This window comes from Hymenobacter elongatus (assembly GCF_004745955.1).
In the GTDB taxonomy this organism is placed as follows: Bacteria; Bacteroidota; Bacteroidia; order Cytophagales; family Hymenobacteraceae; genus Hymenobacter; species Hymenobacter elongatus.
The window spans coordinates 128,827-154,343 of the sequence record NZ_SRLD01000005.1 but is presented as its reverse complement, the minus strand read 5'-3'; the positions used below and the strand labels follow the sequence as shown (position 1 = coordinate 154,343).

Annotated in this window: 20 protein-coding genes; 8 read left to right on the top strand and 12 right to left on the bottom strand. The window is 56.4% G+C overall.

The features are described 5' to 3' along the window. Positions 1-334 precede the first annotated feature (334 nt). A complete protein-coding gene (locus tag E5J99_RS04430) occupies positions 335-952 on the top strand; it encodes a hypothetical protein (protein WP_135496508.1) in 618 nt (205 codons plus the stop codon). 150 nt (positions 953-1,102) lie between these two features. Here the strand turns inward: E5J99_RS04430 and E5J99_RS04425 are convergent, their stop codons facing one another. Further along, positions 1,103-2,611 (bottom strand): IS1182 family transposase, encoded by a 1,509-nt coding sequence (locus E5J99_RS04425; protein WP_135496507.1) that lies wholly within the window; start codon positions 2,609-2,611, stop codon positions 1,103-1,105. 169 nt (positions 2,612-2,780) lie between these two features. Between E5J99_RS04425 and E5J99_RS04420 the strand changes: the two genes are divergently transcribed. Together E5J99_RS04420 and E5J99_RS04415 are read left to right on the top strand one after the other, a co-directional pair. After that, positions 2,781-3,353 (top strand): recombinase family protein, encoded by a 573-nt coding sequence (locus E5J99_RS04420; protein WP_245318705.1) that lies wholly within the window; start codon positions 2,781-2,783, stop codon positions 3,351-3,353. Positions 3,354-3,407: 54 nt separating this feature from the next. After that, complete coding sequence (locus E5J99_RS04415) at positions 3,408-4,574, top strand: hypothetical protein (RefSeq protein ID WP_135496506.1); 1,167 nt, start codon at positions 3,408-3,410, stop codon at positions 4,572-4,574. Positions 4,575-4,697: 123 nt separating this feature from the next. Here E5J99_RS04415 and E5J99_RS04410 read toward each other — a convergent pair whose 3' ends face one another. Beyond that, positions 4,698-5,291, bottom strand: coding sequence for a tyrosine-type recombinase/integrase (locus E5J99_RS04410; RefSeq protein WP_245318709.1), 594 nt, complete (start codon positions 5,289-5,291; stop codon positions 4,698-4,700). Between the two features lie 325 nt (positions 5,292-5,616). Beyond that, on the bottom strand, positions 5,617-6,855 hold the full coding sequence (locus E5J99_RS04405) for a site-specific integrase (RefSeq protein WP_135496504.1): 1,239 nt from the start codon (positions 6,853-6,855) through the stop codon (positions 5,617-5,619). Positions 6,856-7,319: 464 nt separating this feature from the next. Between E5J99_RS04405 and E5J99_RS04400 the strand changes: the two genes are divergently transcribed. After that, on the top strand, positions 7,320-7,709 hold the full coding sequence (locus E5J99_RS04400; RefSeq protein ID WP_135496503.1) for a hypothetical protein: 390 nt from the start codon (positions 7,320-7,322) through the stop codon (positions 7,707-7,709). Between the two features lie 418 nt (positions 7,710-8,127). Here E5J99_RS04400 and E5J99_RS04395 read toward each other — a convergent pair whose 3' ends face one another. From E5J99_RS04395 to E5J99_RS04380, 4 genes are all read right to left on the bottom strand, one after another. Next, the gene (locus E5J99_RS04395; protein WP_135496502.1) at positions 8,128-8,376 is read right to left on the bottom strand and encodes a hypothetical protein; all 249 of its coding nucleotides are present in this window, start codon (positions 8,374-8,376) and stop codon (positions 8,128-8,130) included. After that, entirely contained in the window at positions 8,373-8,678 is a 306-nt protein-coding gene (locus E5J99_RS04390) for an efflux RND transporter permease subunit (protein WP_135496501.1), read from the bottom strand. Before E5J99_RS04390 ends, E5J99_RS04395 begins: the two co-directional genes overlap by 4 nt. 14 nt (positions 8,679-8,692) lie before the next feature. Then, positions 8,693-9,010 carry an efflux RND transporter permease subunit gene (locus E5J99_RS04385; protein WP_135496500.1) on the bottom strand — a complete coding sequence of 106 codons (318 nt, stop codon included), beginning with the start codon at positions 9,008-9,010 and terminating at the stop codon, positions 8,693-8,695. Positions 9,011-9,469: 459 nt separating this feature from the next. Beyond that, entirely contained in the window at positions 9,470-11,515 is a 2,046-nt protein-coding gene (locus E5J99_RS04380) for a HelD family protein (protein WP_135496499.1), read from the bottom strand. A gap of 495 nt (positions 11,516-12,010) precedes the next feature. Between E5J99_RS04380 and E5J99_RS04375 the strand changes: the two genes are divergently transcribed. Beyond that, on the top strand, positions 12,011-15,244 hold the full coding sequence (locus E5J99_RS04375; protein WP_135496498.1) for a WD40/YVTN/BNR-like repeat-containing protein: 3,234 nt from the start codon (positions 12,011-12,013) through the stop codon (positions 15,242-15,244). Positions 15,245-15,334: 90 nt separating this feature from the next. On the opposite strand, the gene E5J99_RS04370 is transcribed toward E5J99_RS04375, so the two are convergent. The 4 genes from E5J99_RS04370 to pxpB are packed head-to-tail and all read right to left on the bottom strand — an operon-like array spanning position 15,335 to position 18,995. Then, positions 15,335-16,519: an NRAMP family divalent metal transporter gene (locus E5J99_RS04370; protein ID WP_135496497.1), complete on the bottom strand. Its 1,185-nt coding sequence runs from the start codon at positions 16,517-16,519 to the stop codon at positions 15,335-15,337. Between the two features lie 13 nt (positions 16,520-16,532). Further along, the gene (locus E5J99_RS04365) at positions 16,533-17,297 is read right to left on the bottom strand and encodes a LamB/YcsF family protein (RefSeq protein WP_135496496.1); all 765 of its coding nucleotides are present in this window, start codon (positions 17,295-17,297) and stop codon (positions 16,533-16,535) included. Continuing rightward, the gene (locus E5J99_RS04360) at positions 17,297-18,289 is read right to left on the bottom strand and encodes a 5-oxoprolinase subunit C family protein (protein ID WP_135496495.1); all 993 of its coding nucleotides are present in this window, start codon (positions 18,287-18,289) and stop codon (positions 17,297-17,299) included. Before E5J99_RS04360 ends, E5J99_RS04365 begins: the two co-directional genes overlap by 1 nt. Continuing rightward, positions 18,279-18,995, bottom strand: coding sequence for a 5-oxoprolinase subunit PxpB (gene pxpB / locus E5J99_RS04355; RefSeq protein ID WP_135496494.1), 717 nt, complete (start codon positions 18,993-18,995; stop codon positions 18,279-18,281). The genes E5J99_RS04360 and pxpB overlap by 11 nt, the downstream gene beginning before the upstream one ends. Before the next feature lie 51 nt (positions 18,996-19,046). On the opposite strand from pxpB, the gene E5J99_RS04350 reads away from it, so the two are divergent. The 3 genes from E5J99_RS04350 to asnA all read left to right on the top strand — a co-directional run bounded on the left by E5J99_RS04350 (position 19,047) and on the right by asnA (position 24,004). Beyond that, on the top strand, positions 19,047-21,647 hold the full coding sequence (locus tag E5J99_RS04350; protein WP_135496493.1) for a M1 family metallopeptidase: 2,601 nt from the start codon (positions 19,047-19,049) through the stop codon (positions 21,645-21,647). Positions 21,648-21,790: 143 nt separating this feature from the next. After that, positions 21,791-22,495, top strand: coding sequence for a PD-(D/E)XK nuclease-like domain-containing protein (locus E5J99_RS04345; protein WP_135496492.1), 705 nt, complete (start codon positions 21,791-21,793; stop codon positions 22,493-22,495). A 474-nt stretch (positions 22,496-22,969) separates the two neighbouring features. Further along, the gene (asnA, locus tag E5J99_RS04340; protein WP_135496491.1) at positions 22,970-24,004 is read left to right on the top strand and encodes an aspartate--ammonia ligase; all 1,035 of its coding nucleotides are present in this window, start codon (positions 22,970-22,972) and stop codon (positions 24,002-24,004) included. Between the two features lie 380 nt (positions 24,005-24,384). On the opposite strand, the gene E5J99_RS04335 is transcribed toward asnA, so the two are convergent. Beyond that, complete coding sequence (locus tag E5J99_RS04335) at positions 24,385-25,404, bottom strand: zinc dependent phospholipase C family protein (protein ID WP_135496490.1); 1,020 nt, start codon at positions 25,402-25,404, stop codon at positions 24,385-24,387. Between the last annotated feature and the right edge of the window lie 113 nt (positions 25,405-25,517).

The following is a 25,517-nucleotide window of genomic DNA, read 5'->3' as shown; positions in this document are numbered from 1 at the left end:
GGGTGGGAATAAATCTGATAACTCCTTTTACTGAACTGCTATCTATAATCACTCCTTATGCCTCTATAATGCATCCAGAGGCCAGCTGGTAAGTTCAAAAAATGGTTCACGGAATTAATGATCAGAAGAAGTGTACGGGCGTGAGTTTCGTGAACTTCTTCCCCTCCAGTAAACACCTGAATATTGGGGGGCTTTCTGATCCGCTTTAACAGCCCCGAAAAAACGGTTTTTCGGGGCTGTTTTTTTAATGGGTTATTTGCAAACGGCTTTATGCCCATTTTTGAGTACATCGGTTCGTTTTACACTAGTGGTAATCCCACTGAATCACCTTGCCATGCCTGAAAAATCTCCATATTCATTTGAGGATTCCCCCTACGTTACGGCTTGGTATGCAGCCTTGGGAAAGTTTAATGTTGTATTTGAGCTTTTGGCTCATACTATAAAGGAAAGATTGCTTGACTATGGAGATAAGCGGCCAGAGGTGCGCTTATTAATGCAAGACCTTACAGTAAGTCAAACACTTGATGCTCTGTATAAGATTATCAACCACAGAGCGGAGAACGGGCAGATGGGAGATAATGAAAAGGTTCTTTACCTTTTGCTTATCTCAGACTTAAGAGCAATAAATACTGTTCGGAATAACGTGATTCATCGTTTCTGGTTTGTTGAAACCTACAATCCCAATTTCCTAAAAGAAGGTGTTAACCAAGACGATGAAGGTATCGACTTCTGGGATAAGCTGGAGAAGATTAGTGTTGGATATAAATTCAATAATACGGCACAGCCTCTAATTATAAAGCAGGGGTATTTAAAGGAGCAAATCGTACAGGTTTTGACTCTTAGAGGTGTTACTAACTCTATTACTGATAGGGCAACAAGCGGAACCTTGACCTTGGACCAAATTTGGTCAAGAAACCAAAAAGGGGAATGGATCAAAAAAGAGTCTGCATAATGGATGCAGTCAACTCTGTTCGCGTGAGAACCCCAGATGAAAATTGAGGCCCAATGGGCCCTACCTAGCTGCTTTTCGGTGGGGGTCGGAAAGGTGTAGTGGCTGTTGCAGAACTCCGGGCCTGCCTCTGCTTCCTGCCTCCAGTAGATACTACCGGCGGCGGCGCTTCCGCCAAAAGAGCAAAATCTGCTGCTGAACTGGTGGTTTAGATTGGGCCATGGCCAAGCTTGCCTGCCGCTGGGGCTGGTGCTTGAGCAGCTTCTTGAGGTTAAAGGCGATGGCAGTCAGCAGCATCGTTTTGTGGGCACTGCCGCGGCCCCGCGTGTTTACGCGTCGCAGGCCATAGTGCTGGAGTAAGCTGCCAAACACGGGTTCTATCGTGCGCTGCCGCAGCCGGCGCATGTGCTGGCCCTGCCGACTCTGCTGCCGACTAAGGGCGCGGCGGTAGTGGGCCGCATAGGCAGTGCGAATAAGTTGTCGCTTCTTGACCCTTGGGGCACAGGTCGGCTTGTGCGGGCACAAGCGGCAGTCCCGGCTAGCAGCGCGGTATATCTTGGATAATCCACCGTCCTGGCTCTTGTCAAAAACCTTGAATGACAGCGCCTTGCCAGCTAAGCAAGTAAAGCAGTCCGCTTCCACATCGTAGGTAAAGCCGGCGATTTCAGGTTTGTATTTCCCAAAAACCGGAATCCAGGGCGTGATGCCCCGGCCTTCGAGTAGGGCGTAGTTGATGCCATTGGAGTAATTGGTGTCCGCGACTACTTCTTGGACCGGCAAGTCATGGGTGAGTAAGCGCTGGTGCAACGGCTCGACGATGCTTTCCAGCAGCACACTGTCGCGTTGGTCGGCGAAGTCGGCTTGAATGTGACTGATAACGCCGGTGCCTTCGTCCACGGCCATACTGCACAAGTAGTTCAGGGCGCGGGCCTTGCCCGGTTTGACCGAGATGCGGGCCTCGGGGTCGGCAGGGCTGTAGTGGGTTTTGTTGCTCAACAGCCGCGCCTGGGGACGACTGCGCCCCAAAGGGCCGCTATCCTTGCGCAGGTAGCGGGCATGTGTGGTGGCGACGCGCTGCAGCTGATGCGCGGGGCTGGAAATAATGGCTGCGGGCTGAGTGGCCGCCACATCAGGCATCGGCTCACCAGCCACATGCAAGGTAGGCGAGGACGCTTCAGCGGGCAGCTTTTCGCACAGGCCCTCCAAGGAGGCATTCGCTTTAACGAACGCCGAGTCCACCGCTTGGGTGTGGCCCGTGACCAGGCCGGCGGCCACGCACTGGGCAAAGACGTGGTCGAACAGGCGCTCGAAGACCGAAGCGGGGAAGAGCTGGCGGGTGCGGCTCACGGTCGAGTGCCAAGGCAACTCCTCGTCCACTTCGTAGCCCAGAAAGTACAGGATATCGAGCCGCAAGGCACAGTGCTCGACTAGGCGGCGGTCACTGACTAGGTTTTCCAGCCGACCCACTAACACCAACTTGAAGAACACGACCGGGTCCAACGAAGGCTGCCCGGTGCGGCTGTAGAGGGCCTGGGTCTCGTCGTAGAGGAACGACCAATCCACGAGCTCGGCCAGTCGGCGGTACAGATTATGCCGTGGCACCCGCTCGGAGAGCCGAAAGCGAGTCACTTCTTTGTCGAGAAACAGCTTCTTGCCTTGCATCTACTCTCTACGAACTAGGTAAGGAGTAGGGACACGCGTTCTGCAACAGCCACTGTACGTATCCGGTCCCCACTGAAGTCGATTCGGTGGGGGCGTTTTGTTTAGGAATGATGAGGCCAAAAAGTAGGGCCACGCAAAACGGGCAGCGTACCTTTATGAACCAACCTTTTTGACCCTACTCTTTGAATTGAATTTCGGCTACGCCCGCGTTTCGGCAAAAGATCAGAACCTCGATACCCAATTCGAAGAACTCAAGGCCGCCGGGGTGGGCCGCATTTTTCAGGAGAAGATTCCTAGGGCCAGCACCACCCGCCCCGAACTGGACAAGATGTTGGCCATGCTGCGGCCCGGTGACACCGTGACCGTAAGCCGGTTTTCGCGCCTCGGCCGCAACACGGCCTACATCATCCGGCTCATTGCCGACTTCAGCCAGCAGGATATGCGCTTCGTGGCCCTGGATTTGGGCATCGATACCAACACGCCGGCCGGGCGCATGGTGCTCACGGTCTTCGCGGCTTTAGCTGCGTTCGAGCGGGAAAGTAACGGCGAGCGGCCCCAGGCGGGCATTGAGCATGCCAAGGCTCAGGGGAAGCATATGGGCCGCAAGCCGGGCGTAGATGATGAAAAGCTGAAAAAGGTGAAGACCTCGTTGGCCGCTGGCCTCTCTATGCACCAGATTGCAGAGGTCACGGGCGTCAGCGAGAGTACGATAAAACGTTGCAAAAGGCTAATAACCATCTAACGTAAGTCGTTGTTTTGTGTATGATTCTTAAATAATTTTTTCCGTAGTGTCGTAATGAATAATTTAATTTTTGGTGTTAGTTCACTTGCTGGTGTGGTATTAGACACATATAACGAAAAAAAATATGTTCGTAGAATGTTTAGTCTTCCTGCACAGGAAAGAAAAATTGCTAAGCATAACATATTGGATAAAATAAGCTTGCTATCTAGTCAGTTAGAGAAACTAGGAAGAATGAAGAAAGAAGATGTTCATCATATCGCAATTGATCTGCCGCCAATATTTAGAATATTACTAATGGATAGTCCATCCATGCTGAGTTTTTTAAATAAATATGAATTGCATGTGTTTTTTGAAATTCCTATTTCTAAACGCTTGTTGAATATTGATAGCGGATATATGGTGGAATTTGTTGAATTGTCGGGCAACGTAGAAACCATAAGCGTGAAGGATTTTACTGAATTTAAAATTGGAAGAATCGATGAACGTGATTTTACTATAGCTGAACTTGTTTTATCGCTGGCATATTCAGGTGTTATACATATTAATCCTGAAAAAGATATTCATAGGGTTATTTATGAAAAAGTAATCGTGAATAATCCAGAATTATGTATGGGTATCTTGAAAAATATATCAAATATTCTTTTAAACGGTATGAAGCCAATACATGAATCTTTTAAAGAGGTTGCTGATGCTTACTCAATTGGCAAATATCGTCCACAGTATATCGAGGAAAAACGTAAGGTTTTGTTTAATGAGAGTATGATGCAAACCCCTATTATTACTGAAATTACAAGTGATTTGGTGATATTTTTCAATATTGATTTCCAAGATGTTGACATTAAGAAAGGGTATATTATGAGTATTGGCAAGATTTCAACTAATGAGAGTGCAGTTTATATATATCAAAATAAGAAAACTCTAATAATTTCTTTGTTCAACGGCAAAAGTAATCATGTTTCATGTGTGGATATAAGCTTAGGTAGATTTGTTTTTTGTTTTCACTTTAAGCAGAATTCATCATTAGACATTTATCGGAATACATTACTTGTGTCTAGTAAAAAAGTGTCATTGCAAATGGTTTTAAGAGGTAAAATAGTTATAGGTGCAAATTTAAAAGGTGGAGATAATGGCAGGTTTTTGCTCAGTGACTGCATGGTTATGAATAGTGCAAATTTACTTTTGATAAAGGAGTTTATGGCACTCTTGAGTAACAATAACTAGAAACAGTACCAGTAAAATAAAGTGTTTTTGCATAATGGTTTCAAGAGTCCATTTAAGCACTGTCATTTGAGCAGTATAAAAGGCCGCTTCATGCTACTTTTTTATAGATTTTATAAATCAGCCTTAAAACGAAAGCCTTGCTACAATTGGTAGCAGGACTTTCGTTCTAGGTAACAGGAAGCAAGCCACCACGGTCATCGGCGCTTCGTTCTGCTCATCCAGCATTTGAATAGCCGGGCGCTTCATGTCGTTGTCCACATGGACGTACTTCATGGTCGTTTCAATCTTGGTGTGGTCAATTAGCCTCTGGAACACGGCTATGCTTCCACCACGCCGGACGAACTCAGTGGCAAAGGTTTCGCGACCGATATGGTGGTGCATGTCGGTTTCGATTTCCAGCGTCCAGCCGATGGCCTTTAGCGCCCGGTTAGAAAATTGGTCGGTGTAGTTGTAAAAGACGACCAAGCCTTCCTCACGGTGGGCATCTTTCAGGTAGCTGATGGCTTCCTTGGTGAGGGGCAGCATCATTTCCTCCAGCTTCTTCTCGTAGGTTTTCTGAATCTGAAAGGTCAGTTCTTGGCCATTCAGCTTTGCGGCGTGCAAGTTTTTTAGGTCACCTAGCCGAAGTGAACTGCAGCAGCTGAAGAGGAACCGTTGCAGCACGCGTCGATGAGCTGATCCAATGGGCAGTTGGGTGTAGTACACCTTCAGCTTCATCAACTCCGCTGTCTTCAGTGGCTTCCACTTGCCTTATTCTGACTTGTTTTCGAAGTCATAATAGGCGGTTTCAAAGCGCGTTCCATCCGTTTTGGCCAGCTTTAGAGCAGTTTCGGGGTCGTTGTACAGGAGTCTAGTAGCGCGAACTACACAGTTCGTGCTACTAGACTCCTGTACAACGACCCCGAAACTGCTCTAGGAATATACTAGTGCTATAACTGTCATCACCTGTCGCACTAAGCGAGCAAGTATAAATACACAGCCCCCCGAGTTTAAAGTTGAGATTGTGTTATTTGTTGGTCACCGTTTGAAGGCTCTCATCGCTTTAGCCCCACGCCTTATCCATTTGCTGCCTCTTCTGCTCGTCAGCAATCTTGGCATAGCGCATCAAGGTTTTGATGTCCTTGTGCGTAGTAAACTTCTGGACTACTTCCAAGGCCATGCCCCGCTCCAAACTTTGGGTAACAAACGTGCGGCGTCCAGTATGGGACGATAAGAGGGTGTATTTTGGTACTCGCTTCTCAATGCGTTTGCTGCCCTGGTAGTGTACCACAAGGGTTGATTTGTCAAGACCACAATGCTGTCCTAGCTGCTTGATATATTCATTGAGTTTCTGCTGGGACAGTTTGGGCAGACCATCCGGGTAGCGCGCTAAGATGGCGCGGGAGTATTGGTTTAAATCGACTCGCAGCCAGTCACCTGTTTTTACAGTGCGTAGCACCAATTGATCATTCTCAATACTCTCCGGTTGAATGTTGCTGAAGTCTGAGTGGCGCAGGCCAGTGGTGCATCCTAAGACAAACAGGTCACGCACTTTAGCCAGTCGTGGCTCAATGGACAAGTCGGCCTCGAAGAGCGTTTGCAGCTCATGTTGATTTAGATATATAATATCTGCTTCTGTATGCTTTAGGAGCTTGAACTTCTGGAAAGCCATATTATCTGTCAGGCCTTTGTCCAGCGCATAGCTCATGACTACCTTAACTCGCTTGATCTGATTGTTAGCAGTACCATTGGTCAGTGCAAGTTCCTGAGTCAGAAACTTTACCCAGTCGTGGTAAAAGCTGGTATCCATTTGGGGTAAAGTAAGTTTGAGGCTTCGCGCCGTTGCGTATGTTTTGAGGTGATTTAGCGTGCTCTTGTAATGCTTAACTGTACCGTGCGCTTTGGACGCACTGGTAGCGTCAATGTATTCCGCGAACAGATGAAGGAAGTCTTTCTTGCTGGGCTGTTTCGACGTTGTCGCGTCGGTTGCCTGAGCACCGGAAGTAGGGAGCTTTTTCAGTCGCTCCTCCACAAGGGCAAAAGAAGGGTCTTCCCCAGCGAGAATGGCCGCTTGGACAATTTGGTCAATACGCCCTTTGACAACCAGTAGTCTAGTGTAGAAGTCTTGTATTTCCTTGGTGTTACCAATCGGTTTGCCCGCTTCGCTATTCCACCGGTCCGGCTCAGTACTAAAGCCCGTGCTGAATTTCTTCTTGGCGCTCTTGTGCGTGTACTGGACGTAAATGGTGGTCTTGTCGAAGTTCTTCCGGTCACTGCGGATAACCAGTTTGGTAGAAGCCATAGATAGGATAAAGAGAAGGGTGATTGTGCCTTTCGCTGGGCCAATCAAAGGTAAGTAAAGATTTTAGTGGGGCCGCAAGTGGGGCCGTAAACTTTAAAATAATTAAGTAAATCCTGATAAACTGATTCTGAATATATCCCATTAGAGCATGTGTAAGGACATTTTATTGATAAAGCAAAGTAATGTGGTGTGATTCCAGCGGGATCACCAAAAGCCCTCACTGCGTAATGTAGTGAGGGCTTTTTTTATTTAGTGGGTATGCAAACCGGCCGCGCCTTTACTTCGCCTTACGGGTGAAAGTCGGTTTTCGTCAACCCCTGGCAAAAGCAGTTGAATCCGTTGTTAGGTTTAGTTGCTTGGTGTAAACACAACCTGTACCGGGTTTTCTGGCTGCTAAACAAGGGAAGCGCGTTGGCCCGCCTTGTTGTGGAGCCGTATCTCCGCAGGCATCCTCCCACCTCTCCATGCGTAAGAATCCTCCTGTTGACGATGCCACCCGTACCCAACGGGCGCTGAACTGGGATACAAGTATTCCCGAACTCGTCACCCGCACGCTGGCGCAGTGGCGCGAGCCGCTGGAAAGCGTGGTAGGGCCTTCCAACAAACCGGGCGTCTTGGGGATTCTCTCCGAGGCCGCCCAAGAACAGTACCAGCAACGTCCGTTCTACGCTGCTTTTGTAGCCCATGATCCATGGGCCGTGCGCCACGCAGCCTTGGCCGATGAGGCTAGACTCGAAAGCAGCCATTACGTGGCCTATCATAACGCCGAACGCTGCCACTCAGCCCTCGGCTATAAGTCCCCCAACCACTTCGAAATCCACCTTCAAACAACGTCCCAAGTGTATCCGGCTTAGTTAGATCAACTCAGTTACGGGTTGAGGCAAGGAAGCCCCTTCTTTCGCTTCATACACAAAAGAGCCCGCATAGTATGTGGTACTTGAGGAGACTATTCCGCCGCGGGAGGAGGTAGCTATTTTGCTCACTTTCGCTCCCGTAGCCGTATATACATACGAAATAGTCCTGGGATTCTTAGCAACAGACAGGTCAATCGTCTGTGGTAGGTTCAGATACGTGTAGGTAATGCTCTTAATTCCCTTGTTACGGTCTGACTTCAGATTGCCCATTGCATCGTAGACATATTCAGCAGGGCTAGTGCCAGGCGTGTAGGTGCTGGAGAGGTTTTCGAAATCATGCGTAGCCGCTGTAGGCTTTGTATCATCGACTGCCAGTAAGCGGTTGCTTTCCCCATCATTCGTCTTAACAGCATCGTTATCATAATAATATGTCAATGCATCCAGGTCCCCATATTGCTTGGTTTGAGTGGGAGCCGTCCTGCCGGACAATGTTGGATTGCACTGCCGAGCCCTCGTGCACGAAAGCCACGTCGCGGATGTACACCGGCACCCCGTTCACGGTCTTGATGGGTAGGTCGTTGAGCGTGCCAATCATCTCGGGGCTGCTGTTGAGGCGCACGTCGTATTCCCGGTCGCCGATTTTGGCCACGCCGGTGGGCAGAATCACGTTCTGGTTGACCAGGGTATTCCCACGTCGTTGCCCGAAAGGCCCTTGCCGGCCAGCATCTCCAGGTTCAGGTCCACCATGATCTGCTTGCGCCGGCCGCCGTTGGGTACCAGCAGCGAAGCGCCCTTCACCACCGCCAGCCCGGGCCGAATAAACGAGCTGCTCGCGTCGTAGAGGTCCGACTCGCCCAGCGACTCGGAGTTGAGGCTGGCCTGGGCAATGGGCACGTTGGAGGCCAAGTAGCGAATAATGAGCGGCGCGCCGATGCTTTGGGGCAGGCCGCGCAGGATGGTAGCCGTCACGGCCGTCAGCTGGGCTACGCCGGCCTCTGGGTGGTACCCGGCTGGAAAAACACCTTGATAAGCCCCACGCCCTTGATGGAGCGCGACTCCAGGTGCTCGATGTTATTGACCGTGGTGATATAGATGCGCTGGTTGATGTTGAGCCCGCGCTTGTTCATCTCCTCGGCGCTCATCCCCTCGTAGCGCCACACCACGCCCACCACCGGAATATTGACCTCGGGGAAGATGTCGACGGCCATCCGCAGGATGGTGGCCACGCCTGCTGCCAGTATGAGTAGGGCCATCACGATAAATGTATAGGGGCGCGAAAGCGCAATCCGGACTATCCACATATCCCCTTCGGCGGCGGCAAGCGTTAACTTAAGCGGTCCAAGACCATACGGCGAGCGTATGATTTAGGTCGAATCAGCTCCAAGTATGAGCGTGACTTTTAAATCCGGACCAAAGCCTACTTGTTTACGCCCCCGCCGATAAGACCATGGCCGGAGGTCAATGTCAGTTCGGAACTCGTAGTGAGCCGTTTCAGTCCGGCAGCGGTAGTGGTACGTAGCGCAAGGGGGTATATTTTCTCCTCCCTTTGAGCGTGTTTGGGAATTGTCATGCTTCATCTGGCGTCCGCTTGCCGAAGCATCTCTACCGCGCCGTTAGCGGCTTTTCGCTGCAGCGGGAGAGATGCTTCGACTCCGCTACGCTGCGCGGACGCCAGATGAGCATGACGTAAACAGGGTTTCTACCAATTCCCAAACACGCTCTTAGCAACAGTGCTGCACGTAAGCTGGAGCCAACGTCCTCTAGATGGATAAGAAGGCGGTGAGCTCCCCTGCATACGTCAGCGTGAGCTGGTGCATGGCCCGGGTGCAGGCGACGTAGAGCATACTCTTATCGACCTCCGTTTTATAAATCCGGGCGGAAACAAAGGGCACAATGACCGCATCAAATTCCAGTCCCTTGGCCAAGTGGGCCGTGGTAATGATGACTCCTTCTTTGAAGGAGGTGGACTCCGCCGTGAGCAAATGAACGTCTGGAGCCTGAAGGGCTTGATACGCCTTCTCGGCCTGCCGGAGGGTTTTGCAGATGATGCCCAGGGAATGATTGCCGGAGCTTTGGAAGGAGATAATCACCTCTTTGATCGTCTCCAACTCCTCAGCGTGGCTGGTGCAGCGCACTACTGCTGGCTGCTGCCCGTGCCGTTCCAGCGGGATGATATCGGGATTCGGCATGAGGCGTTGCGCGAAGGCTGTAATCTCGATAGTGGAGCGGTAGCTGCGGTACAGCCTGACTACCTCGGCTTGCGGAAAGACCCGTGCGATCATTTCGGAGGAGGAGGCGCTGTACGGGTTCACCGTCTGGCTCACATCGCCCAGAATGGTCTTGCGGCAGAGGAACAACCGGGACAAGACGGCATACTGCACCGGGGTATAGTCCTGCATTTCGTCTACCAGCAGGTGCTTGACCTGATCGTAGGTGGTGAGGCCTTCCAGCCGCAGGCGCAGGTAGATCAGGGCAAAGACATCCGCATATTCCAAGCGCAGGCGGTGGTCGATCTTCAGCAGCTCGGGCCGGCCGATCCAGCGGTAGAAATCCCGGTACAGGTCCAGCATATTGTGCAGCCTGAACATGCGGGGAATAGCCTCTCCGATGGTAGCTTTCTCCTGCCCGCTCAGCTTGCGGCCGGCAGCGTCGCGCACATACGCACGTACGTCATTGGCAACCAGCGCGAAGCGCTTGAGAAGCGGAACGCGGTGGTAGGACTTGAACTTCTGCTGAATGAAGGCCACCTGCACGACGGTTCTGCCGACCCGCAGCTCGGTCACGGTGAAGTAGGTATTCTCAATATGCAGGAGGTACTGATTGAGCTGGCCGAGGAATTCAAACGAGGACTTAAACCGGATGCGTTCAATGAAGGCCGGGTCGTGCTGCTCCAGCAGCGCGGATACCTGTTCGAAGAACGTCTGGAACGGGTACCGGTTGTCGAGCAGGTCGGCTGCCAGCTCCTCCATGCCCAGCTCAGGAATGTGCTCTTCCCCCAGCTCGGGCAGCACGTTGGAGATGTAGTCGGCGAAGACCTTGTTGGGCGAAATAATGAGAATGTCTTTGGCCGCGATGGTCTCCCGGTAGCGGTAGAGCAGGAACGCAATGCGGTGCAAGGCAATGGAGGTTTTCCCCGAGCCGGCCACGCCCTGGATGACCATCACCGGGGTCGTCTCGTTGCGGATCACCGCATTCTGGTCCCGCTGGATGGTGGCGACGATATTCTTGAGCTTGTCGTCCGAGGACTTGGCCAGCTCGCGCTGCAGCACGTCGTCGTGAATGTTGACGTCGCTGTCGAGCATAAACTCCAGGCGGCCGTCCCGGATCTTGTACTGCCGCTTTAGCTCGATGGTACCGTGGATCTTGCCGGAAGGGGTGGCGTAGGAGGCTTTTCCCAGCTCAAAGTCGTAGAACATGGAGGAAATGGGGGCCCGCCAATCGTAGATCAGGCCCTGGCGCCGCTGCTCATCGATGAAGGAGTACATGCCGATGTAGACCGGCAACCGGGCTTGGTCCCGCGAGACGAAATCGATGCGGCCAAAGTAGGGGGACTGCCCCAGCTTGAGGAGTTTGTGCTTCCGGGCCACGGCCGCTTCGCCCGTAAAAGCCATGCGGTTGATCGACTGGCCGGCGGCCACCATGTCGGCGTCGTCCATGCCCGACTGGTGCTCATGAATGTATTCCTTTTTCTCCCGAAGCTCGTTGGAAAATTGCTTGACGGCGTCATCGACCCGCTTAACCGCGAAGCCCAGTTTCTCCTTAATTTCCTCCAGATATTCTCTTTCTTCTTGCTCCGTTGCGTTCATCCCTTGCTGCTCTTGGAAAATGGACCTCAAAGGTGCCATCAAATTCCGGTCTATTGAAGAGCTGTGCTTCTTTTATCCGCCGCTTCGGCCCACGGCAACCTGGTACATGGTAGAATAGTCCCTGATTTGCTGTGTTCTGACCCCTAATCCGTGCGCTACCAAGAGGAGCCGCCCGCACCCCAGGCTGCACTGCTTCCTTCCACTGTATAGTCGCAGGCGTGATGTAGCAACGATTACCTCTCTGCGAATCACCGTTGCTGCGTGGTGAAACTGCTTCGCGCTTCCTAGCCGAATGCCCCACGAACAGCCTTGCTCGGACGCCTCCAGCAGGACGGATTTCAAGGTCATGGGCAGGGGTAGCGGGGCGGGCTTGTTTCGCCGAAATGCGGGCTCCGCTGGTTTGGCGAAGTGCGCCAACGATAAGTAGCCACCAGAACAGAAAGATACCCTGCGTCTTGCTTATGTTTACGGTATGAGTTTTCCTAACTGTCTCCGATGAACCATACTCTACTCCTGAAAAACTGCGGTTTTGCCTTGCTGCTGGCGCTGTTTGCCACCGCAGCCGTGGCCCAGCGCGCGCCATCACAGTCGCGGCGCAAAGCCACAAAAGGCGTCGCGGCCGTGTATGACTCCACGCTGTACAACGGGCTGCGGTGGCGCTCCATCGGCCCCTACCGCGGTGGGCGCGCGGGCACGGTTACGGGTGTGGCCAACAACCCGAATCTGTACTACATGGGCACGGCCGGCGGGGGCGTGTGGCGCACAACGGATGGTGGCGGCACGTGGGGCAATATCTCCGACCGCTACTTTGGAGGCTCCATCGGAGCCGTGGCCGTTAGCGAGTCGGACCCGAATGTGTTGTACGCCGGCGAGGGCGAGCAAACGGTACGCGGCAACGTATCCTCGGGCTTCGGGGTGTGGAAGTCGCAGGACGCGGGGCAGACGTGGACCAACGTGGGTCTGAAAGACTCGCGCCACATCGGCCGTATCCGCATTCATCCCCGCAACCCCGACCTGGTGTACGTGGCGGCTATGGGCAACCTGTATGCGCCCAGCGAGATGCGCGGCGTATACCGCAGCAAGGATGGCGGCAAAAACTGGGAACGGGTGCTGTTTGCGAATAAAGACGCCGGCGCCGTGGACCTGATTCTGGACCCGGCCAACCCCCGCATCCTCTACGCCAGCACCTGGAATGTGCGGCGCACGCCCTACAGCTTCTCCTCGGGCGGGCCGGGCTCGGGCCTCTGGAAAAGCACCGACGGCGGCGACACCTGGAAAGATATATCGAGTGCCGAAGGCCTGCCTACGGGCACCCTGGGCATTATCGGCGTAGCGGTTTCGCCGGCCAATTCGAGCCGGGTGTGGGCGCTGGTGGAGGCCGAAAAAGGCGGCCTGTTTCGCTCCGATGATGGCGGCCTGCACTGGCAAAAGCTCTCCGACGACCGTAACCTGCGCCAGCGCGCCTGGTACTACACCCGCCTCTACGCCGACCCCAAGGATGCGGATATCGTGTACGTGCTGAACGTGTCGTACCACAAAAGCAAGGATGGCGGCCGCACGTTTCAGGCCAGCAACGCCCCGCACGGCGACCACCACGACTTCTGGATTGCGCCCGAAAACCCCAGCCGCATGATTGTCGCCGACGATGGCGGGGCCCAGGTCAGCACCGACGGCGGCATGAACTGGACGACGTACGAAAACCAGCCCACGGGCCAGTTTTACCGCGTCGTGACCGACAATCATTTCCCGTACCGCATTTATGGGGCGCAGCAGGACAACTCCACGGTGCGCATCGCGCATCGCTCGGGCGGGCGCACCATCGGGGAGCGGGACTGGCAGGAAACAGCCGGCGGCGAAAGTGCCCATCTGGCCGTGGACCCGCTGAACTCCGAAATTGTGTACGGCGGCAGCTACGACGGATTTCTGTCGCGCGTTGACCACGGGGCGGAGCAGGAACGCCTGATCAACGTGTGGCCCGACAACCCGATGGGCCACGGGGCCGAGGGCATGAAATACCGGTTTCAGTGGAATTTTCCGCTGCTGTTTTCGCCCAACGACCCCAAAAAGCTCTACGCCGGCTCCAACCACCTGCACGTGACCACCAACGAGGGCCAGTCGTGGGAGCTGCTCAGCCCCGACCTGACCCGCAACGACCCGAAAACCCTGGGGCCATCGGGTGGGCCGATTACCAAGGACAATACGGCCGTGGAGTACTACGGCACCATCTTCGCCATTGCCGAGTCGGCGGCCGAAAAGGATGTCATCTGGACCGGTTCCGACGACGGCCTGCTCCACGTGACCCGCGACAATGGCAAAACCTGGGCGAAGGTGATGCCCAAGGATATGCCCGAGCGCATCCAGATCAACAGCATCGATGCGCATCCCACCAGCAAAGGCACAGCCTACGTGGCTGCCACGATGTACAAGTCCGGCGACTTCCAGCCCTACCTCTACAAGACGACGGACTACGGGAAATCGTGGACTAAAATCACCACTGGCATCCCCGCTACGCACTTCACCCGCGTGGTGCGGGCCGACCCTAAGCGGGCCGGCCTGCTGTATGCCGGCACCGAGTACGGCATGTACGTTTCCTTCAATGACGGGGCGCTGTGGCAGCCATTCCAGCTCAACCTGCCACCGGTATCCATCACCGACCTGACTATTAAAAACGATAATCTCATTGCCTCCACCCAGGGCCGGGGCTTTTGGCTGCTCGACGACATTACGCCCCTGCACCAGCTGAGCGCGCCGGTGGCGGCCAGCACGTTTCACCTCTACACGCCCACGCCGGGCTACAAGATGGAAGGCAGCGGCACGGCTGAGATTCCCAAAACCGCCGGCCAGAACCACCCGGGCGGCGTGATGCTGCATTATTACCTGGCCCAGAAGCTAGACTCGACGAGTGCCGTGAAGCTGGAAATTCTGGATTCGAGCGGGAAGCTCATTCGCACGTTTGCCAACACCGACCGGGACAGCCGGGATAAAAACCTGACCAAAGAAGAGAAAGCCAAGCTGAAGCGGGAACTGCTGCCCACCAAAAAAGGCCTCAACCGCTTCGTGTGGAACCTGAGCTACGCCGACGCCAGCCGGTTTGAGGGCCTCATTCTGTGGGGCGGCGGCACCCAGGGCCCCAGGGCCGTGCCGGGCACCTACAAAGCTCGCCTGACGCTCAATAATGAAACCCAGGAAACTACCTTCGCCGTGCTGCCCGACCCCCGCAGCAAAGCCACTCCCCAGGATTTGCAGGCGCAGTTCGACTACCTGCGCGAGGTGCAGCAGAAGCTCACCGAAACCCACGACGCCATCCGGGACATCCGCACCGTGCGCGGCCAGCTCAAAACCCTCACGGCCCCGCTGAAAGACCAGGCCGCCCTCAAAGACGTGCTCGACTCGGCCAGCGCCATTGAGAAGAAAATGACCCGAATTGAGGAAACCCTGTACCAGACCAAGAACAAAAGTGACCAGGACCCGCTGAATTTCCCTATTCGGCTGAATAATAAGCTGGCCAACCTGGTAAGCCAAGCCAGTACCGGCGACTTCCGCCCCACGGAGCAAGCTACCGCCTTCAAGAAGGACGTCGTTGGGCAGATCGACGAGCAGCTGGGCCTGCTCCGGCAGGTGAAAGAGCAGGACATACCCGCCCTGAACAAGCTCATTCGGGATAAGAACGTGGATGCCATTGTGCTGCCAAAATCGGCGGCTACGGTGCCGCCGCTCGCCATTCCGTAGGCGAGGCGTGCTAGCCCAACGAAAAGCCCGGACCTTGGCCAAGGTCCGGGCTTTTTGTTGGGCTAGCATCAGCGAGCCACAGCCCTGCGCCTATAGCCGGGCCAGCGCCTGAGCGCCCAGATACAGGCTGATGGCGGCCATCGTCAGCACAATCAGAATGCCGAAAGCGGTAAGCCAGCGCGGGTGCCGGTAGTCGCCCACGATGTTGCGGCGGTGAGCCGCAATGATGATGATGCCCAGTGTAATGGGCAGAATGAAGCCATTGAGCGCCCCCGCCAGAATCAGCAGCGTGACGGGCTTGCCGATGGTGACGAAGACACCAGTAGAAATAGTAATGAAGCCGATGATAAACCGGTTTTCAAACCGGGCCACGTACGGGCTGAACGACTTGATGAAGGAAATAGACGTGTAGGCTGACCCGATAACCGAGGTGACGGCGGCGGCAAACATGACCACGCCAAACAGCTTGTAGCCCAGGTTGCCGGCGGCCAGCTGAAACACCGAAGCCGGCGGGTTGGCCGCATCAATCCTGAGCCCCTGACTGACAATGCCCAGCGCGGCCAGGAAAAGAAATACCCGGATAATAGAGGCCACGGAAACTCCCGCCAAGGCGCTGGAGGTAACCTGCGGCAGCGCGGCCTCGCCTTTCACGCCGGCATCGAGCAGGCGGTGCCCGCCGGCAAAGGTGATGTAGCCGCCCACCGTGCCGCCCACCAGCGTGACGATGGCCAGAAAATCGACGCGGGTGGGCGCGAAGGTGCGCACGATGGCCTCGCCCACGGGTGGAGCCGAGGTGAAGGCTACGTAAATAATAATCAGAATCATGAGCAGGCCCATGAGCTGGGCGAAGCGGTCCATGGCTTTGCCGGCCTCCTTTACCAGGAAAATGCCAATGGACAGCGCTGCCGCCAGCACCGCGCCGGTTTGCACGGGTAGGCCAAACAGCGCCTCCAGGCCCAGGCCCGCGCCGGCCACGTTACCGATGTTGAAGGCCAGCCCCCCGCCCAAGATGAGCAGCGCAATGAAGGTGCCCAGGCCCGGCAACACCAGGTTGGCAATGTCCTGCGCCCGTTTTTCGGACACGGCAATAACGCGCCAGATAGTGAGCTGCACGCCGATGTCGATGACGATAGACATCAGGATGACGAAGCCGAAGCTGGCCCCCAGCGACTCGGTAAACACGGTGGTTTGGGTCAGAAAGCCGGGCCCCACGGCGGAGGTAGCCATCAGAAAACCCGCGCCCAGCAGCACGCTCCAATTTCGCTTTTGCTTCATATCAACTCTCGTTTTAAACGCCGGCCCGAAGCTGCACGCCCGCGCTCTGAAGCACCTCCCGAATGCGGCGCGCAAACTCCAGCGCGTGGTCCCCGTCGCCGTGAATACACACCGTATCCGCCTGAATAGCCACCTCCTCACCCGTGTGGGCGCGCACCGTGCCGTGTTGTACCATGCGCACCACCTGGTCGATGGCCTGCTGCTGATCCGTAATCAGGGCGTGGGGCAGGCGGCGGGAGGTGAGCGTGCCGTCGGGCTGGTAGGTGCGGTCGGCGAATACTTCCTGCGCCGTGCGCAAGCCCCGCTGCTGCCCGGCCCGCACGAGGGCACTGCCCGCTAACCCGTAGAGCACCAGCGCCGGATTCACTTGGTACACCGCCTCGGCAATGGCTTCCGCCAACCCGTCATTCACGGCGGCCAGATTGTACAGCGCTCCGTGGGGCTTCACGTGGTGCATGGCCCCGCCCTCGGCCGTCACGAAGGCCGCCAGCGCCCCTATCTGGTACACGACCATATCGAAGGCTTCCTCGGGCAACACAGCCATTTCCCGTCGCCCAAAGCCTACTAGGTCGGGCAGGCCGGGGTGGGCCCCAATGGCAACGCCCTGTGCCAGCGCCAGCCGCACCGTTTTCTTCATCACTGCGGGGTCGCCGGCGTGAAAGCCGCAGGCAATGTTGGCCGACGTTACGAAGGGCAGAATAGCGGCGTCGTGGCCAAGCGTGTAGGTGCCGAAACTTTCGCCCATATCACAGTTTAAATCGACGGAGTAGCGAGGCATCAGGAGCAAGTTTTGAGGCGAAGAGTATGGAGAAGCTGCTGAAGCGTGTGCTGCTGCCCCAGATACAGGGCGTGCGCTTCGGGTAGGGAGACTTCCTGAAAAGTGATGCTTTTTCCTAAAGCAACCTGGGCCAGGCGGGAAAAATCGGCGGAAATAACCTGCGCGATACGCGGGTAGCCCCCGGTGGTCTGGCGGTCGGCCATCAGCACAATCGGGTTGCCATCGGGCGGCACCTGCACCGTGCCGAAAGTGACGGCGCTGGAAAGCAGTTCCTGAGCCTGGACCAGCGGCAGCGGCGGGCCCAGCAAGCGGTAGCCCATGCGGTCGGAGGCAGCCGAAACGGTGAAGGCCGACGACCACAGCGCGGCCTGGCTGGCAGCCGGGAATAGTTCGTACTCCGGCCCCTGAGTCACGCGAATAACCGGGTTTCCGGCCACCGGCGGCGGAGCAATGCTCCAGCTCGCCTCTACCCAGCTCTTATTCAGCAAGCGGGCCGTCAGCTCCGTCAGCAGCTTACCCGGTGGCGGACCCAGGCAGGGAATACCATCGCCCGCTTGCAGGGCCGCCCCGTGCAGCCCGCCCAACTGGGCCCGCACGTAGGTAGCGTGGCTGCCCATGATGCGCGGAAGGGTGAAGCTGCCCGCCACGGCCAGATACGCCCGGCAACCGGCGCGGGCCGCCCCAAACTTCAGCACGGTGCCTTGCCGCACGAGGAACGGCCGGTAGCTGCGCACCCGCTCGCCCCGAATGGTGGGCGACAGATCGGCGCCGGTTACGGCAATAATATGGTCGGCATCGAATCGGATTTCAGGTCCCAGCAGCGTGATTTCGAGGCCGGCTGCCGAGTCCGGATTACCGACCAGGGCATTGGCCAGCCGCAGGGCCACCGCGTCCATTGCGCCGCCCACCACGATGCCTTCGCGCTGGTAGCCTACGCGGCCCAGGTCCTGAATGGTGGTGAGCAAACCGGCCCGCAGAATGCTAAGACTCATGCCGCTGGTGCTGGCCAAACTCCCGTTCGGTGATGGGAACAAAACGCAGCTGGTCGCCGGCCTGCAACAGGCTGGGCTGGGCGCGGTGCGGGTCGAAGAGCCGCAGGGGCGTGCGGCCGATGAGCTGCCAGCCGCCGGGCGTGGGGATGGAGTAAATGCCGGTTTGGGTGCCGGCAATGCCCACCGCGCCCGCCGGGACGAGGGTGCGGGGCTGGTCCTTGCGCGGGGCGGCAATACGGGCATCCATGCCGCCCAGATACGGGAAGCCGGGCGCGAAGCCAATCATATACACCACGTACTCGGCCCCACTGTGCCGCGCAATTACTTCCTCGGCCAGCAAGTGGCTGTGGGAGGCCACAACTTCCAGATCGGGGCCGAATTCGGGGGCGTAGCACACGGGTATTTTCAGCAGCCTGGGCGCGTGCCGGGGGGCCGCATTCTGAATGTGAGCCAGGAGCTGACGCACGGCGGCTGTTACGCCGGCATAGGGGTCGAGGCGGCCGTGGGCACTGAAATGCCAGGGGTCGTAGTACAGGGTGAGCGTCGTAAAGGCCGGCACGTATTCTACCAGCCCCGGCACCGGATGCTCGTCGAGGTGGGCGCACACGGCCCGGATGGCGTGGTGGGTAGGCAGGGCAATGGTGTCGCCAAATTTTAGCACGATAGCCGCGTCGCCCAGCGGGTAAAGCTGAATTGGATTGCTCATTTTTGTGCCCGGCCCAGGTCTGTCATCGGTGCTAGTTACGCGCAAGCTGCTATGAAATACAAATTGACTTCTCCCAGAACGATTACGCTGCTGCTCTGCGGGGTGCTGGCCGGCGCTTGCCAGCACCGCATAGCGGCTACGCAAGCGGCAGCGGTGCCAGTAGTGCCGGTGGAGAAAGGCGTCAGCCAGCAGCTGGCGGAGCTTCGCAAAAAGGTAGTCACGAATCTGGCCTACACGCTGGCGCTGCAGGTGCCGGCTGCCAGGCAGGAACCCGTGCAAGCCACCGAAATGGTGACGTTCAGGCTGCGCGAAAACAGCCAGCCGCTGCAGCTGGATTTCAAGGAAAAGGCCGACCATCTGCAACGCCTTGTAGTGAATGGCCAGGCCGCTCCGCTTGATTTTCGCGCCGAGCATATCATCATTCCGGCGGCTCTGCTGAAGGTGGGAGCCAACCGGCTGGAGTGCCAGTTTACGGCCGGCGACTTGTCCCTGAACCGCAACGATGACTACCTCTACACGCTGCTGGTACCCGACCGCGCCCGCACGGTTTTTCCCGTGTTCGATCAGCCGGATCTGAAGGCCACTTTTGCCCTGACGCTGACCGTGCCGCGGGGCTGGCAGGCATCGGCCAACGGGCCCCTGCGCGACTCGGTGACGACGGCCGGTCGCACCACGTTTCGCTTCGCCAATTCCGACACCATTAGCACGTACTTGTTCTCGTTTGCGGCCGGCAAGTTTACGCGCCTCACCCGCCAGCTAAGCGGGCGCACCATGCAGTTTCTGCACCGCGAAACCGACCCCGCAAAACTGCAGCAGAGCGTCACGCCCATCTTCCAGATTCATGCCGACGCGCTGGCGTTTATGCAGGAGTACACGGGCCTGAAATATCCCTTCCAGAAGTTCGATTTCGTAGCCATTCCCGACTTTCAGTACGGCGGCATGGAACACGTCGGGTCCATTGACTACAAAGCCTCCACGCTGTTTCTGGACGAAGGCGCGACCCAGGATCAGAAGCTGGCCCGCTCCAGCCTGATTGCCCACGAAACGGCTCACATGTGGTTCGGCGATTTGGTGACGATGCAGTGGTTCAACGACGTGTGGATGAAGGAGGTATTTGCCAATTTCATGGCCGATAAAATCACGCAGATTGCCGTTCCGACTTCCAACTATAACCTGAAATTTGTCATCGACCATTTTCCGGCCGCCTACGGTGTCGACCGTACTGCCGGGGCCAATCCGATTCGGCAGCCGCTGGAAAATCTGCAGGATGCGGGCTCCCTGTACGGCAATATTATTTACCACAAAGCGCCCATCATGATGCGGCAGCTGGAGCGGCTGATGGGGCCGGAATCCTTTCAGCGGGGCTTGCAGGAATACCTGCGCACTTATGCCCACGGCAATGCCACCTGGCCCGACCTGATTCGGCTGCTGGACGCGCACACGCCCGCCGATTTGCAGGCCTGGAATCAGGTGTGGGTAAACCAGCCCGGCCGGCCCGTTTTCACCCACCAGCTGACCACCAAAGCCGGGAAAATAACGCAGCTCGTTATCACCCAAAAAGCGGAAGATACCTCGGCTCGGCTGTGGCCCCAACTGTTCGAAATAACACTGGTGTACCCCGCCACCAGCAAGGAGCTAACGGTAAATATGAACCAGGCGCAAGTGCTGCTGCGCAGCGCCGAGGGCGAGCCGGCTCCCGAGTATATTTTGTTTAACTCTACGGGGCTGGGCTACGGCGTATTTCCTGCCGACACGCTCGTGCAAACCCAGGTGTTTGTGCTGCAAAACCCAGTGGCGCGGGCTTCGGCCTACATCAATCTGTACGAAAATATGCTCACCAGCGGCGGTGTCACGCCGGGCCAGCTGCTGGAGGTAGCCCGCCAGGGACTTACCCGTGAGCCGGAGGAACTCAACCTCAAGCTGCTGACGGGCCAGCTGACGGATGTTTTTTGGCGCTTTACCAAACCGGCGGCGCGCCCCGCGCTGGCGGCGGCGCTGGAGAAGGAAGTGTGGCAGGCAATGCAGCAGCACACAGCCTCGAATAGCAAAAAGCTGCTTTTCAAAACCTACCAGAATATTGCCCTCACACTGCAGGCCCAGGAACGGCTCTACCAGGTGTGGGCGAAAGAACAAGCGCCCGCCGGCGTGAAGCTGACCGAAGATGACTACACCGCTTTGGCCCTGGCCCTGGCCGTACGAAACTACGCCGCCGACCCGCGCATTCTGGCCCAGCAGCTAGGCCGTATCAGGAATGCAGACCGGAAAAAACGTCTGGAATTTATGCTGCCCGCGCTGGCGGATGATGTAAAGACCCGAGATGCTTTTTTTGCGTCGCTTAAGGAGTCCAAAAACCGGGAAAAAGAAGCCTGGGTAACTGCCGCGCTGGGCTACCTGCACCATCCGCTGCGCGCCGAGGCTTCCGAAAAATACCTGCGCGAAAGCCTGGATTTACTGGAGGAGATTCAACAAACGGGGGATATTTTCTTTCCGGCTTCCTGGCTGCAGGCTACCTTTGGAGCCTACCACACGCCCACGGCGGCCGCCACGGTGCGCGGTTTTTTGCAGGAGCATCCCCGGTACAATCCCCGGCTGCGCGCGAAAATCCTGCAGGCCACCGACGATTTGTTTCGGGCGGAGAAACTGCTCCTGTAATCCTATTCCACTCGTGGTGGGGCTGGTGCTGCATCCGGGGAGCAGCAGTGCCGCCCTGAAACCAGCCAATCGGACCGCGCTGCGCCCGAAATATCGTAGCGTACAGGCACAAGGCACCGGCTTTTCTTGTTGCTACTTTAGCTATGCCTACAACTGACTCTTTCCGCCGGCCCGACCTGCTCCGGCTGCCCTACGACGATTACCGCGCCCTGCCCGCTGTTGCCAACTCCGATTTGTCGCGCCTGCGCGATGCGCTGAATGGCCGGTATCAGAAGTCCTCGGCCTCCCTGAGTGGGGCTTTGGGCCTGGGCACGGCCTTTCACACGGCCCTGCTGGAGCCGTCTTTCTACGAGCCCGGCCAGCCCGGCATCAACGACTCGCTGGTGTGGTGGATGGTAGAAGGGGTGCGGCTCAATGCGGAGCTGCAGGCGCTCCTGGAAACGGGCACGCCCGAGCCCAGCTGCATTTTTTCCGAGCCCACTACCAACACGCTCTGCAAGCTGCGGGCCGATCTGGTAGTGCCCGCCACCGACCGCGGCTACACTATAGTAGACTTCAAAACCACCATGGCCCGCGACTACAGTCACTTCCTGGCCCAGTGCAGCGGCTACGATTATGACCGGCAGGCCGCCTTCTATACCGATGCCCTGCGCGCCGACCGTTTCCTGCTGGTGGGCGTGCAAAAAGTGGAGCCTTTTAGCCTCTACACGGTGGAGGTGCTGCCGGCCATGCTGGAGGAGGGCCGGGCCAAATACCTGCGCCTGCTCCGGCTGCTACTGCCCGAAGCCGACGTGCCCACCTATATGAGCGATGCCGTGCGCGAAGTGCGGGACGGCCTGGTGAACTAGAGCGTGTGGATCATAATCGAAAAAGCAGCCCTGAATGCTCGACATGACGTTCTTTATTCTTATTGTCCACACACCCTAGCCCCGTTGCTGTTAGCCGAATATTTCAGCGAGTTGTTTTTGAAAAAAAATACAGGCTTCGCTCATATTAACAGTTGCATATTTAAAATATTGTTTCCTTATTGTCATCGCAAAGACAAATAGCGCAAGCCATGTACCTTTTCAACAACGTCCTTTTCAACAATAACTCGAATAATAATTTATTCCGGGATTGGAAGGCTGTTGTTCATATAAAGGAAAAAAGAACATCAATGTAATTGAAAGCCTTCCGTGATTCGGAAGGCTTTTTTTTTGCCTTTACTCCCACGGAGCGCTTCTCGGAAATAAAAAAACGCCTTTTGGGCGAGGGGCCTTGTAGTGCCTTTGCCGCCCGGTATCACCACGTATTTATTCACCTCATATACCCTTTTCTTACGCATGGAAACACTTATCACCACCCGCCCCGCAGCTCCAGCCGAGCTGCTGAAAACCGAAGAAGCCATTAGCTTCGTCAAAGACTCGTTTGCCCGCGAGCTGAGCCGCCAGCTCCACCTCGTAAAAGTATCGGCCCCGATTGCCGTGCTCGATGGCACCGGCATCAACGACGACCTGAACGGCATCGAGCGGCCGGTTCATTTTCCGGTGAAAGCCTTGGCTGAAAAGCGCGCCGTGGTGGTGCATTCGCTGGCCAAATGGAAGCGCCTGCGCCTGCTGGAGCTGGGCATCGAACCCGGCAAAGGCCTGCTCACCGACATGCGCGCCCTGCGCCCCGACGAAGACTACAGCCCGATTCACTCAATTTATGTGGATCAGTGGGACTGGGAAAAGCACATTACTCCGGCCCAGCGCAGCATTGATTTCCTGCAGGCAACGGTGGAGAAAATATACGCGGCGCTAAAAACCACTGAATATCAAGTGGCTGAGCAATACCCGGATATAGAGCCAGTGCTGCCCGAAACCATCACCTTTATCTACGCCGAAGAGTTGCTCATGCGCTATCCGGACCTCACGCCCAAGCAGCGCGAGCACGAAGCGGCCAAGGAATACGGTGCCATTTTCCTGATCGGCATTGGTGGCGAGCTGAGCCACGGGGAAGCCCACGACGGCCGCGCCCCCGACTACGACGATTGGAGCACGCCAAACGAGGCCGGGTACTTTGGCCTGAACGGTGATATTGTGCTCTGGAGCCCGGTACTGGAAACGGCATTCGAGGTGTCGTCGATGGGGATTCGGGTGGACAAAGCGGCCCTGACACGGCAGCTGGAAATGCGGGGCTGCGCCGAGCGCAAAGACCTGCATTTTCATAGCCTGCTGCTGGCCGATGAGCTGCCACAGAGTATCGGCGGCGGCATCGGGCAGTCGCGGGTATGCATGTTTATGCTGCGCAAGGCGCACATCGGCGAAGTGCAGGTGAGCATCTGGCCGGAGGCCGTTCGGCAGGAATTACTAGCGACCGGAATAGCGCTGCTGTAACCGCTGCGCCGTCGTATAAAAATAGCCGTGTAAATTATTTTACACGGCTATTGCTGTTTGCTGCTTGCCATAAGAGTGAAGAGTTATGTTTAGGAAGCTTTGGTGGAAGGGTTTTGCTGTTTTTTAGCTGATAGTATATTCGTTATAGTGCTGCGTAGCCAGTGTTACTTATTTCCCAATATTCAAACAGATTTGGCAGCATTCAGGAAGCCGGTGCAATCAATTCACAACGTCATGCTGAGCAAAGTCGAAGCATCTCTACCGCTTTGTCAGAGCCATTCTGCGAAGCGGTAGAGATGCTTCGACTTTGCTCAGCATGACCCAAACATCAAAATTCCAAACACGCTCCTAGTATTCTGCTGGAGCAGTAGGAGAGCAGCTTAAAACTCTTTGAAGGAGGAGAAATCAACCAGCTTACCGGTCTTGAGCAGGCGCAGCTCTTCTTTCAGATTGGATTGGCTACTGCGGGTGGTGTAGTCAGTATCGAGCTTGCTGAGGTCGGGCTGGCCGGCATTTATCCAGGCCGTATACCAGTAGTTGGCTGCCGCCTGCGCGGCCGTGCGCAGCTGCCGCTCCTCCATGTGCCGCAGCGCTTTATGGAAGCTCTCCGTGTAGGCCGCCGACCGCACGTTGCTGTTGAAGACGTTCTTCTTCACCTGGCCTTGCGCGTCCGTTTCGAACATCGCGGCGGCGGGCGTTTCGGCCTGCAGCTTTTTCTCAATGGCCAGCAGCGTATCGGCCGAAGCGTGGCTTTGGGCAATCAGCCGCCAGGTTTCGGCCACGGGGTCCTGAATCAGGCGGGGTTCCCGCAGCTTGAAGTTGTAAGTACTACCGAATTTTTCCACCATCTGCGACTCGTAGAAGGCATGAATGCCCTTCTGGCCCGTGAGCTGCCCGTCGTGGTTGGAGGACGTGTGCAGGGGCTGGGTGGCGTCGCCGAGGTAGTGGCCCAGGTCGGCGGCAACGAAGAGGATTTCTTCCTTGCGGCCGTTTTTCATGGCTTGCGTGAGCTTGCCCAGCATATCCTGAATAAACCAGGGCAGCCGGCCGCTTTTGTCCAGAAAGGCAGGCTCGTATTTGGCGTATGCTTCGATCGAGGTTTGGGGCAGCTGGCTGATGGGCTGGTTGCCGTAGTCCTCCAGATCGATAAAATGGCGCGGACCTTCGGCTTTGTCGCTGAGCGTGTACTTGCGCAGATCCGGCACTACTGACTCCTGCACCATGAAGTCGATATGGTTGTAAAAAAACGTGCGCAGCGCCGGGGGCAAGGCCAAGACGGCGGCGCGGTTGATGCGCTCATGTCCCCAGGTGCCCCAGGCAAAAAGTAGGGTAGGCGCGAGCAGAAACAGAGCCGTGGTGGCCAGCCAGCGGCGGGCAGAGCGGCGGTGAAAATGGGGCATTAGCGGGGAAGTAGAGAGATGAAAATAGAGCAAATGTGCGGGCTTTGCCAGCATAAAAAAAGCATCTTTTCAGGAAAAGCCGCGTGGATACGGTCCTTAGAGCGGTTTCGGAA

Excerpts from the sequence above, each read along its gene's own strand:
- E5J99_RS04430 (WP_135496508.1), top strand. The coding sequence starts at position 335 with ATGCCTGAAAAATCTCCATATTCATTTGAGGATTCCCCCTACGTTACG.
- E5J99_RS04425 (WP_135496507.1), bottom strand. The coding sequence starts at position 2,611 with ATGCAAGGCAAGAAGCTGTTTCTCGACAAAGAAGTGACTCGCTTTCGG.
- E5J99_RS04415 (WP_135496506.1), top strand. The coding sequence starts at position 3,408 with ATGAATAATTTAATTTTTGGTGTTAGTTCACTTGCTGGTGTGGTATTA.
- E5J99_RS04410 (WP_245318709.1), bottom strand. The coding sequence starts at position 5,291 with ATGAAGCTGAAGGTGTACTACACCCAACTGCCCATTGGATCAGCTCAT.
- E5J99_RS04405 (WP_135496504.1), bottom strand. The coding sequence starts at position 6,855 with ATGGCTTCTACCAAACTGGTTATCCGCAGTGACCGGAAGAACTTCGAC.
- E5J99_RS04400 (WP_135496503.1), top strand. The coding sequence starts at position 7,320 with ATGCGTAAGAATCCTCCTGTTGACGATGCCACCCGTACCCAACGGGCG.
- E5J99_RS04385 (WP_135496500.1), bottom strand. The coding sequence starts at position 9,010 with ATGTGGATAGTCCGGATTGCGCTTTCGCGCCCCTATACATTTATCGTG.
- E5J99_RS04380 (WP_135496499.1), bottom strand. The coding sequence starts at position 11,515 with ATGAACGCAACGGAGCAAGAAGAAAGAGAATATCTGGAGGAAATTAAG.
- E5J99_RS04375 (WP_135496498.1), top strand. The coding sequence starts at position 12,011 with ATGAACCATACTCTACTCCTGAAAAACTGCGGTTTTGCCTTGCTGCTG.
- E5J99_RS04370 (WP_135496497.1), bottom strand. The coding sequence starts at position 16,519 with ATGAAGCAAAAGCGAAATTGGAGCGTGCTGCTGGGCGCGGGTTTTCTG.
- E5J99_RS04365 (WP_135496496.1), bottom strand. The coding sequence starts at position 17,297 with ATGCCTCGCTACTCCGTCGATTTAAACTGTGATATGGGCGAAAGTTTC.
- E5J99_RS04360 (WP_135496495.1), bottom strand. The coding sequence starts at position 18,289 with ATGAGTCTTAGCATTCTGCGGGCCGGTTTGCTCACCACCATTCAGGAC.
- pxpB (WP_135496494.1), bottom strand. The coding sequence starts at position 18,995 with ATGAGCAATCCAATTCAGCTTTACCCGCTGGGCGACGCGGCTATCGTG.
- E5J99_RS04350 (WP_135496493.1), top strand. The coding sequence starts at position 19,047 with ATGAAATACAAATTGACTTCTCCCAGAACGATTACGCTGCTGCTCTGC.
- E5J99_RS04345 (WP_135496492.1), top strand. The coding sequence starts at position 21,791 with ATGCCTACAACTGACTCTTTCCGCCGGCCCGACCTGCTCCGGCTGCCC.
- asnA (WP_135496491.1), top strand. The coding sequence starts at position 22,970 with ATGGAAACACTTATCACCACCCGCCCCGCAGCTCCAGCCGAGCTGCTG.
- E5J99_RS04335 (WP_135496490.1), bottom strand. The coding sequence starts at position 25,404 with ATGCCCCATTTTCACCGCCGCTCTGCCCGCCGCTGGCTGGCCACCACG.